Below are 11,475 nucleotides of genomic sequence, written 5' to 3' on the forward strand. Positions count from 1 at the left end.
CTGCTGCAGACGCCGCACCATTTCTACGCCCCCGACCCGTTCCAGCGGAACCTCGCCGGCGGGATGCACGTGCCGCCCGAAGGCAACATGTTCTATGGCCTGGTGCAGGACGGCAACGACTTCTGGGACGCGACGTTCTTCTGCGGCTCCTGCGCCATCATCCGGCGCGAGGCGGTGATGGGCATCGGCGGCTTCGCCACCGAGACCGTGACCGAGGACGCGCATACCGCGCTGAAGATGCAGCGCCGGGGCTGGGGGACGGCCTACCTGCGCGAACCGCTTGCCGCCGGCCTTGCGACCGAACGGCTGATCCTGCACATCGGCCAGCGCGTGCGCTGGGCGCGTGGCATGATCCAGATCATGCGGCTGGACAACCCCATGCTGGGGGCGGGGCTGCGGTGGGAACAGCGGCTTTGCTACCTGTCGGCCATGTCGCACTTCCTGTTCGCCATCCCGCGGCTGACCTTCCTGGTCTCGCCGCTGGCCTTCCTGTTCCTGGGGCAGAACATCATCGCCGCCTCGCCACTGGCCATCAGCGTCTATGCGCTGCCGCACATCTTCCATTCGGTCATTACCCTGTCACGCATCGAGGGGCGGTGGCGCTATTCCTTCTGGAGCGAGATCTACGAGACCTCGCTGGCGCTGTTCCTCGTGCGCATCACCATCGTCACCCTGCTGCAGCCGCACAAGGGCAAGTTCAACGTGACGGACAAGGGCGGCCTGCTGGCGCGGGGGTATTTCGACTGGGACGCGGTCTATCCCAACGTCATCCTCGCCGGGGTGCTGTGCGCGGCCCTGCTGCGCGGGGTGTTCGGCATCGTGTGGCAGTTCCATGACCGTCTGGCGCTGCAGTCCTTCATCCTGAACACGCTGTGGGTGGTGATCAGCCTGATCATCGTGCTGGCGTCGATCGCGGTGGGGCGCGAGACGCGGCAGACGCGCAACGCGCCGCGCGTGAGCGTGCGGCTGCCCGTGGTGGTGACCGACGCCCATGGCCGGCAGATGGAGGGGCATACGCACGACATCTCGCTCGGCGGCCTTGCGGTGGGCACGCGGCTTGCGACGCCGGACATGGTGGGGGGCGAGGTCACCGTGCGGTACGACAGCGCGCGCGACGGCATCCATGTCGGCGTGCCCGCGCGGGTGCTGGACGCGCGCGACGGCACGCTGCGGCTGCGGTGGGCCGTGCGCGACCTGGAGGATGAACGCCAGGTGGTCAGCATGGTCTTCGGCCGCAACGACGCCTGGGCCGGCTGGGCGGATTTCGCGCCCGACCGCCCGCTGCGCAGCCTGGCGATGGTGTTCCGCAGCATAGGCGGGCTGCTGCGGCGGCGCCCGGCGGAGGCGCCGCGCGCACTGCATGAAATGGGGGAAGGCGAGCTTCCCGCCACGGAAGAGAAACTGGAGAAACAAAGCTTCGTGCTGAAACCTGTCCCCCGTAGCGCGCGTCATGGCGCTACCGCATCCGCCGCCCTGTTTGTCGCGTTTATGGCCCTGGTCCCGGCGGCCATGGCGCAGGAGGCGCCGTCCCCGGACCAGTCGGGGGTCACGGCGGAAACGCCGTTCGGGGACAGCAATACCGGGGTTGTCCCCGACGCGCTGCCGGCCATTGACCCGGCCGTTGCCGACCGGATCAGCGATGCCGAGGTGACGCGCACGCTCACGTTCCGCAACCTTGGCGCGACGACGGGGCCGCTGACGCTGCGCGGCTATTCCCCGCTGCAGGGGCTGGACGTGGTGGTGCCGGCCAACCGGGTGGTGACGCATGCGCAGCTGACGCTGTCGGGCGCGCTGTCGCCCTCGCTGCTGCCCGAGGCGAGTGCGGTGACCGTCACGCTGAACGAACAGTATGTGGGCACGCTGAAGGTGGACCCGCAGCACCCGCAGTTCGGGCCGGTGAGCTTTGACATCGACCCGCTGTATTTCACGGGCGACAACAAGCTCAATTTCCACTTCGCCGGGGAATACCGCCGCGACTGCAACGACCTGTTCAACGAGATCCTGTGGGCGCGCATCTCGGACATGTCACGCATCACGCTGACGACGGTGCGCATCACGCCCGAACGCAAGCTCTCGCGCCTGCCCGCGCCCTTCTTCGATCCCAACCAGCGCTCCACCCTGCGCGTGCCGGTCGTGCTGCCGGCGACGGGGGACAGGGGGGCGCTCCGGGCGGCGGGGCTGGTGGCGTCGTGGTTTGGCCGCATCGCCGATTTCCGCAAGCTGTCCTTCCCGGTCTCGACCACCATCCCCGCCTCGGGCAACGCGGTGGAGGTGGGGGTGAACCTGCCGGTTGACGCCGAAGGCGGCAGGCCCGCCGGGCCGATGCTGGCCGAAGTCGCCAACCCCAACGACCGCTGGGGCACGGTGCTGGTGGTGACGGGCCGCACCGCGCAGGAGGTCGAGGTCGCCGCGCGCGCGCTGGTGTTCTCGCCCGATACGCTGGGCGGGGTGGCGTCAAAGGTGGTCAGTGATGTCAGCCTCGAGACGCGGCACCCCTATGATGCGCCGGCCTTCGTGCCGACGGACCGCCCGGTGCGCTTTGGCGAACTGGTGGGGGCGGCGGACCTGCAGGGCGGCGGCTTCGCACCCGCGGGCATGACGCTGCCGTTCCACCTGCCGCCGGACCTGTATACGTGGCGCGGGCGGCCGTTCCTCATGAACATGTGGGTCCGCGCCCCCGGTGGCCCGGTGGTGGACCTCGAGACTTCGCGCGTGGATGTCAGCCTCAACAACAACTACCTGCAGAGCTATACGCTCTCGCCGCCGGGGCTGTGGCGCAAATGGTCCGAACGCCTGGTCAACCAGCACGCGGGCGCGGTGGGGCATGTCACGGCGCTGCCGCCATGGCTTCTGTTCGGGCAGAACCAGCTGCAGTTCAACTTTGACGCCCGTCCCATCGACCGGGGCGCGTGCCGCCGCACGCCGGGCGACATCCACATGAGCGTGGATTCGGATTCCACGCTGGATTTCCGTCGCGGCTACCACTTCGCCGAGATGCCCAACCTGTCCTATTTCGCCGAGGCCGCCTTCCCGTTCTCGCGCATGGCCGACCTGTCGGAGACGACCGTCGTCCTGCCCGACCACCCCGACACGGGCACGACGGGGGCGTTCCTCGACCTCATGGGCTTCTTTGGCGCGTCGACATGGTATCCGGCGGCCGGCGTGACGGTCATGGGCGCGGACGAGGTGGCGCAGACCCCGCCGAAGGGCGACATCGTCGTGCTGGGCACGGCGGCGCAGCTGGGGGGGGCGGCGTCGGGCCTGCTGGCGCGCTCGCCCTACGTGATCCACGACCGGCACATCACGGTGGGCCAGCGTATGGGGCTGCAGGGGATCTGGTACCTGTTCCAGGACCATGACCACGCCGGGCTGAAGGACGGGGTGACGGCCAACCTCAACGCGCCGATCGCCGAGGCGGGAGTACTGCTGGCCGCGCAGTCGCCCTATGACAGCCAGCGCTCGGTCGTGGCGTTCACGGGCGATACGCCCGAACGCATCCATGACCTGGTGCTCAGCCTGCGCAACAAGGGCGACCTGCCGTCGCTGCAGGGGGATCTGGTGCTCAAGAACGGGGACCGGTTCACCAGCTACCGCACGGCGCCGGTCTATACCGTGGGCTCCCTGCCGCTGTGGCTGCGCCTTGACTGGTTCCTGGGCCACCATCCCTCGGCCCTTTACCTGGCGGGGCTGGCCGGGGCGGGGCTGGCGGCACTCGGGGTCTGGGCGTGGCTGCGTGGCTGGTCGCGCAGGCGGATCGCGCGCGACGATCTGACGGGGGAGTTGTGATAGGTCATATACACCTCCCTTGCGTATCTGCGATGCCCGCTGGCGTGGCGGCGTGACCGCCGGCACGCCGGGACGGCCCGGCCTGCCCGGTGCGCGGACACGGCACTTTTCCGAACCAATCCCCAACTGGAGAAACACGAAATGAATGCCCTTCTTGCAGGCCTGACCCTGCTGATCATTGGCGACAGCCACGTCACCTTCAAGGACTCCCTGCTCTCGGTGCTGCCCGATGAGTTCACAAAGCAGGGCGCGAAGGTCGTGACGTATGGCGTGTGCTCGTCCACCGCCGCCGACTGGGTGGTGTCCAACCCCAACAATGGCTGTGGCGCTGCCGAACGCGTGGGGGATGCGCCGATCGGCGCACCCAACATGAAGCCGGCCTCCCCGCCGCCGATCACCTCGCTGATCGAGAAGTGGCATCCCAACGTGGTGATGGTCATCCTGGGCGACACGATGGCGGCGTATGGCCAGAATGCCGTGTCGAAGGACTGGGTGGATGAACAGGTCAAGACGCTGACCTACGCCATCGGCAAGACGGCGTGTATCTGGGTCGGGCCGACCTGGGGGCAGTTCAGCCCGCGCTATGGCAAGACCGACCAGCGCGCGACGGAAATGGCGAGCTTCCTCAAGGGTGAGGTCGCGCCGTGCAGCTATGTCGACGGGACGGCGCTGCTCAAGCAGGGCAGCGTGAACACCATCGACGGCATCCACGCCACCCCCGAGAGCTACAGGGTCTGGGGCGATGCGATCGTGCAGGCGACGCTGCCCGAACTGGAGAAGCTGAAGGACGCGCCGCCCGCGCCCGCGCAGTAAGCCCGTCCTGACGCGGCGGGCGGCCCGGAACACCGGGCGCCCGCCGCCCTGCCCGATACTGGCGCACGCCATGGAAACCCACTGATGCTGCAACTCAACCCGACCCCACCCGCGCCCGGCCGCTGGCGCACCATCCTGGAAAACGACTTCTTCCCCAAGAACCGCCGGCGCGACATTGACGGGCTGCGTGGCCTGGCCATCGCGCTCGTGGTGCTGTTCCATGCGGGGTGGCTGAAGGGCGGGTTCATCGGCGTCGATGTCTTCGTGGTGATCTCGGGGTATTTCATGGGGCGCTCGGCGCTGATGCAGCACCCGTTCCAGCCGGTGCGCTTCGTATGCCGCAGGCTGTACCGCCTGCTGCCGGCGCTGCTGTGCATGGTGGCGCTGGTCTCGGCGGGGATGCTGTGGTGGGTGCTGCAGAGCGACCGCGCCGACATCGCGCTCAATGGCGCGTATGCGCTGGTGTACCTGTCCAACATCTGGGCGTCGGGGCATGTGGGGTATTTCCAGGGGCAGGCGGTGGCCTATCCGTTCCTGCACACGTGGTCGCTGTCGCTGGAAATGCAGTTCTACGCCATCATCTTCATCATGGCGCTGCTGCTGCCGCTGACGCGGCACCGCAGGCTGGTGCTGTCGGCCATCTTCAGCGCCTCGGCGGCATACTGCGCCTATGCCTGGCATACGGGTGACAGCCAGGCCTATTACAACATCCTCGACCGGCTGTGGCAGTTCGCGCTGGGCACGATGGTGTGGATGCTGCCGCGCCCGAAGCTGCCGCCGGCTGCCGCGGACGCGGTCTATGCGGCGGCGGTTGCGGTGATCATGGGGGCAGGGCTGTTCTACCCCCTCAGCTACGCGTGCCCGTCATGGATGACGGTGTTCCCGTGCGTTGCGGTGGTCCTCATCATCATGCTGCCCGACACGCGGGTGGGGCGGTGGTGCCTGGTGCCGCTGTCGCCGCTGGGGGTGATTTCGTATTCGGTCTATCTGTGGCACTGGCCGGGCATCGTGGTGGCGAACTACCTGCTGTTCTTCCAGGTGCACGGGGCGATGATGGCGGGCGTGCTGGCGCTGGTCATGGTGGTCAGCCTGCTCAGCTACGTCCTTGTCGAACGCACCGGCCTCGATTACGAGGACCGCGCCCCCGTCGCCGCGCGCAACCGCGGCGCGGCCCTGCTGGTGGCGGCCTGCCTGGGGCTGGCGGCGGTCCTGGCCTATATCTCCCATGTGTCCCGTGTCCATTAAGGATGACATGACACGACCGCGCGGGCCCGCCCCGCGCGACGGGGCGGCGTGGCGGCGTGACCCCGCGCGCTGGGTGCTGCTGCGTGACGCGGTGCGCGGGCGCGAGGGCGGCCTGCGGCTGGCCTGCGCCGTGATGGCCGGCCTGATCGTATCGGGCGGGGTGGCCTGCGCGCAGGACAGCCACATGGCGGTGGCGGGTGCGCCCGCCACCGCGGTCGCGCCGCCCGGGCAGCCTGCCCCCATGCCGCCCGCCACGGTGGCGGATGCGGCGCATCTGGCGCATGCGGCAGCCGTGCTCGAACTGCTGCTTGACCAGGGGTATTACTGGCTGGGCCAGCATAACCTGGGCAAGGCGCACGAGACGATCCAGCGCGCGCTGTCCATCGAACCCGATAATAACGAGGCCCTGTTCCTGCAGGGGCGGCTGCAGATGGCCGAAGGCGGCACGACGCAGGCCACGCGCACGCTCGAGCGCCTGGAGCGCCAGGGGGCGCCGGCGGGGCTGGTGGCCCAGCTGAAGGCGCAGATCCAGGCGGGTCCGGTGGACCCCAGAGCGCTGGCGGAAGCGCGCGCGCTGGCGGCATCGGGCAGGATGATGCCCGCGATGTTCAAATACAAGGCCCTGTTCAAGAACGGCGACCCGCCGCCCGACCTGGCGCTGGAATATTACCGCGTGCTGGGGGCGACCATCCTGGGATACCAGGAAGCGCGCACCAAGCTTGCGGCCTGGGTCGCGCGCAACCCGCGCGACATCGACGCGCGGCTGTGCCTGGACCGGATCCTGACCTATCGCGTCACCTCGCGCGCCGAGGGGCTGGACGGGCTGCGCGCGCTGGCGCGCTCCAACGTATCGGCCCAGATCCGCAGCGATGCGGTCGCCGCCTGGCGCGACGCGCTGCTGTGGGAGCCGATCACGGGGCAGAGCATCCCGCTCTATGATGAATGGCTGGCGCAGCACCCCGATGACACGGAGTTCACCATCCGCCTGAAGAAGGCGCAGGAGACGCAGGCCGGCGTTGACGCGGCGAATGACCGCCAGCAGGGCTATGCGCTGCTCTCGCGGCACATGCTGGACGCGGCGGCGCGCGAGTTCCACCGCGCGGTGGAGATCGACCCCCACGACCCCGACGCGCTGGGCGGGCTGGGGCTGGTGGCGCAGGCACGCCAGCAGCCGGCGCTGGCGCGGCAGTATTTCCTGCAGGCCATGCAGGCCGGTCCCGATGCGGCCGGACACTGGCGCGCGGCGCTGAAGGCGCTGGAGACGGGCGGCGGCGGCGTGGACCCGCTGGTCGCGCGGATCGTGCAGGCCATCAATGCCGGGCGCTATGACGCGGCGCGCGCCGACCTTGCCACGCTGGGCCGCCGGCCGGGCTACGGGCTGACGGTGCTGTCGCTGCAGGCGGCGCTGGCGCGCAGGCAGGGCGACACGGCGGACGCCGTGCGGCTGTACCGCGAGGTCGTGCGCCGCGCCCCGCGCGATGCCGGGGCGCTGTTCAGCCTCGGCGCGCTGGACGTGCAGGTGGGTGACGCCACGGAAGCCGCGGACATCCTGACCCGCCTGCAGCGGCTCGCCCCGGCCACGGCGCGGCGGCTGGAGGCGATGATGCTGTCGGCGCAGGCCGACCGGGCGGGGGATGATGACGGGCGCATTGCCCTGCTGCGCCGCGCGCAGGCGCTGGACCCCGATGACCCGTGGGTGCGCCTGAAGCTGGCGCACGCGCTGGACGACGCGGGCGACCATGCGGCGGCGCAGGCGATGATGGACGCGCTGACCGCGCCACGCAATGCCTCCGCGCAGGCCCTGCAGGCGGGCATCATCTACGCCATGGGCCGCCATGATACGGCCACCGCCGGCGCGCTGCTCGAACGCATGCCCCGCACGGGGCGCACGCCGGACATGGACCGCCTGGCCAGCCTGGTGGTGCTGGACCAGCGGATTGCCGCCCTCAACCACGCGCCCGTGGCCGGCAATGCCGCCGTGCTGGCGCTGGCTGACCAGCCCGACCCCACGGGCGAGCGTGGCATGCGCATTGCCGCCGCCCTGCTGGCGCGCCATGCGCCGCAGGACGCGCGCCAGGCGCTGGCGCGCGGGGAAAGCCTGACGCAGCCGCCCACGCCCGCGCAGATGCTGGCCTATGCCGGGACCTACCTGCGCCTGCGTTCCGCTTTCGACACGACGCGCTGCCTTGACGCCTTTGACGCCATGGCGAAGGCCCGTCCCGCCGATGTCACCGCCGACCAGGCCCGCGCGCGCGAACAGGTCGCCATCGGCCTTGCGATCATGACCGCCGACGGGTTCGACCGTTATGGCCGGACGGCGCAGGCGGCACAGGTGCTGGCCCCCGTGCTGCGCGCCCATCCTGATTCCGTCGAGGCCCACCTGGCCATGGGCCGGGTGTACCAGACCCGCAACATGGCCACGCGCGCGCTGGAGGAGGACGAGACGGCGCTGCGGCTGAAGCCTGCGAACATCTACGCCCTGGCCGCCGCCGCCCGCGACGCGGGCGGCGCGCACCGCCTGGCGCAGGCGAAGGGCTACGCCACCCGTCTGGCGCACGAGGACCCCGACGGCCCGATGAGCTGGGAAGTCCGTTCCGACATCGAGCGCATCGAGGGCAACAGCCGCGGCCAGCTGGCGGATGTGGAACATGCCCGCCACGCCCAGTGCACGCTGGACGGGGAAGGGGAATGCGGCGGGCATGAAAGCTTCGTGTCCGATTACCGCTGGCCCCTCATCGACAGCGAATACATGGACCTGCATGGCGCGACCCTGCCGGCGAGCTACCATTACATCCCCGAGGATGACGGCGCCCAGGCGATGGACCGCCAGATCGTCTACCTGCGTGATTCCGTGTCGCCGCAGTTCGACGCCAATACCTTCGTGCGCAGCCGCACCGGTGTCGCGGGGCTGGGGCAGCTGACGGAATTCGCCGTGCCCATCACCGCGACCCTGCCCTTTGAATCATGGGACCACCGGCTGTCCTTCTCGGTCACGCCGACCCTGCTGTTCACCGGCGACCCGCTGACCAATGCCGTCTCCGCCCACCAGTTCGGGACTGTCGCGGTCAACGGGGCGCGGCCCTGGGGCTACCATCATTACTATACGCAGGGCGTGGGGCTGAGCCTGAATTACGTCAACCGCTGGTTCGCGGCCGACGTGGGCTCCTCCCCGCTGGGCTTTCCCATCACCAATGTGGTGGGCGGGCTGGAATTCGCCCCGCGCCTGACCCGCAACCTCGGCCTGCGCATAAGCGGCGGGCGGCGCATGGTGACCGACAGCGAACTGTCCTATGCCGGCGAGCGCGACCCGGGCACCGGAAAGCTGTGGGGCGGGGTGACGCGGCTGTTCGGCCATGGCGCGCTGGAATGGTCCGCGCGCGGGTGGAACGCCTATGCCGGGGGCGGCTTCGCCTATCTCGGCGGCACCAACGTCATCGGCAATACCGAGACCGAGGCCGGCGCCGGCGGCAGCGCCACCGTGTGGCAGGACCATGACCGGCAGTGGCTGCGCGTGGGGCTCGACCTCATGTATTTCGGCTACAAGCGCAATGCCTACTTCTTTACATGGGGGCAGGGCGGATACTTCTCGCCCCGGCAGTATTTCGGCGCCATGGTGCCGGTCGAATGGTCCGGGCACAACCGGCGCTGGACATGGTTCCTGCGCGGGGAGGCGGGCTACCAGTATTACCACAGCAACGCCGCGTCGTATTTCCCGACCAGCGCGCAGCTGCAGGGCCAGGCCGATGGCAGTCCGCCCAGCTATTATGGCGACAGCGGGGCCAGCGGGCTGGCGGGCAACATGCGCGGGCGTCTGGTCTATCAGCTGGACCACCGCCTGCGCATCGGGCTGGAAGGCGGCTACAGCCGTGCGGGCAGCTGGTCGGAGACCAGCGGCATGTGGATGGCGCACTATACCCTCGATGGCCAGTAACCCCCTTACCCCTCACGGCCGGGGCGCCCGCGGGTGCCCCGCCACTTTCGGGAACAGCATGACATGACACTGCGCAGACAGGCTTTCGTCCTCATGGCGGCCATGGCGGCCGGCACGGCAACGGCGCACGCGGCGGGGGGCCCGGCGGATGCGGGCGGGGACACGGTCTGCGTGCCGGCCGCCGACACCACCGCCGGCGGGCTGGACCGCGCGCCCCGCGCCGATGACGACGCCCGTCGCGGCTACGCGGCAGGCGACCTGTGGCAGGCGGGGGGGCAGGCCTGGCGGGCGGTATCGGTGGCGGACGGGGCCGCGCGGTGGGCGCGCGTGCCCGCCCGCCTGCCCGGCGACGCCTTTGGCGGGCACACCGTCTTTGCCGGGGGGCCGGTGCGGCTGGTCAGCGGCTATGTCGGGCCCGCCCTCGATATCGGGACGACGGTGGCGGGCCGGACGGTCACCACCACGCTGGCCATTGGCGGCGATGGCCGGCTGGATACGGCCGCCTTGCAGCGCGCCCTGTCCGCCCGTGACCGCGGCAGCTTCGCCACCGTGCTGCGGGTGTATGACCAGTCCGGCCATGGCAACCACATCACCGCGACGCCGGGCCGCCATGTCGTGCATATCGGTGAAATCCGCATCGCCGGGCACGAGACACTGTCCTGGGGCGAGGATAACGGTCCCGGCGGCTTCGTGCTGCCCGACGGGGTGAAGGTCGCATCCGACGGCTTCTTCTTCGGGACCACGGGCACCTATGCCTCGGCCAATTCGGGGAATGCCGCCGTGCCCGTGCCGGTCCTGCTGGGGCAGGCAGGCAGCGGGCGGGAGTTCAAGGCCTTCATGGGCAGCTACTCGCTCGACGGGTTCGTCCATGTCGCCGACCCGCGCAGCCCCGACCAGCGCACGGGGCTGGTCGTCACCTCCTCCCCAGCCGCCTTCGGCGTGGCGGCGGGGCCGGGTGGTTATGTGCTGCAGTCGGGCAATGCGCGCGCCACCCTGCCCGGGGCCCTGCCCGGCGGCACGCTGGCGGGCGGCTATATCGGCTACAATGCCGATGGCGGGCCATGGTTCGCGCAGGGACGCAATACGGGACAGTGGACCGGCATCGTCATCGCAGACCACGCCCCCACCCCCGACGAGGCGCAGGCCTTCGCCGTGGCCGGGGCGGTGGCGGACGACGCCATGCCGCAGCTGCGCGATGTGCTGGTCACCATCGGCGACAGCCGCACGGAAGGCTTCGTGGTGCCGGATGGCCGCAACTGGCCCTACCTCATGCAGCGCTTCGCGCGGTACCGCAGCTACAACCTGGCGGTGTCGGGGGCGACGACGCGGCACATGCTGGGCATGCTGCCCGCGGCCGAAGCCGTCGCCCGCGGGGGCGCGCGCAGGCTGGCCGTGGTGTTCGGCGGCTATAACGACCACCTGCCGGGCAACCATATCCCCACCGACGAGACGGTGCGCAACCTCGCCACCATCACCGGCCGCCTGAAGCAGGCGGGCTACACCGTCGCCCTCATCGAGGAGGCGCAGACCACCGGCGCCCCCCGCGCCGCCATCCATGACGCCATCGCCCGCGGCGTCCTTGCGCCCGACATCACCCTCGACCCCTTCGCCCCCGGCCTGCCGCTTGCCAACGTTCTCGACACCACCAGATGGAACCCTGACACCACCCACCCCAACCAGGCCGGGCATGAAATCATGGC

Annotated in this window: 5 protein-coding genes; all 5 read left to right on the forward strand. The window is 70.2% G+C overall.

Features of this window, described 5'->3' with window-relative positions; genetic code table 11:
* Window positions 1-3,786, forward strand: a 3,786-nt coding sequence (locus HNO79_RS15985; protein WP_214165912.1) for a cellulose biosynthesis cyclic di-GMP-binding regulatory protein BcsB, incomplete at its 5' end; no start/stop codon positions are given.
* A gap of 141 nt (window positions 3,787-3,927) precedes the next feature.
* Window positions 3,928-4,599 carry an SGNH/GDSL hydrolase family protein gene (locus HNO79_RS15990; RefSeq protein WP_214165913.1) on the forward strand — a complete coding sequence of 224 codons (672 nt, stop codon included), beginning with the start codon at window positions 3,928-3,930 and terminating at the stop codon, window positions 4,597-4,599.
* Between the two features lie 84 nt (window positions 4,600-4,683).
* Window positions 4,684-5,844, forward strand: coding sequence for an acyltransferase family protein (locus HNO79_RS15995; protein WP_214165914.1), 1,161 nt, complete (start codon window positions 4,684-4,686; stop codon window positions 5,842-5,844).
* Window positions 5,845-5,851: 7 nt separating this feature from the next.
* Window positions 5,852-9,775 (forward strand): cellulose biosynthesis protein BcsC, encoded by a 3,924-nt coding sequence (locus HNO79_RS16000; protein ID WP_214165915.1) that lies wholly within the window; start codon window positions 5,852-5,854, stop codon window positions 9,773-9,775.
* A 63-nt stretch (window positions 9,776-9,838) separates the two neighbouring features.
* Window positions 9,839-11,475, forward strand: a 1,637-nt coding sequence (locus HNO79_RS16005) for an SGNH/GDSL hydrolase family protein (RefSeq protein ID WP_214165916.1), incomplete at its 3' end; no start/stop codon positions are given.

It is taken from the genome of Komagataeibacter oboediens, from assembly GCF_018491655.1.
GTDB lineage: Bacteria > Pseudomonadota > Alphaproteobacteria > Acetobacterales > Acetobacteraceae > Komagataeibacter > Komagataeibacter oboediens.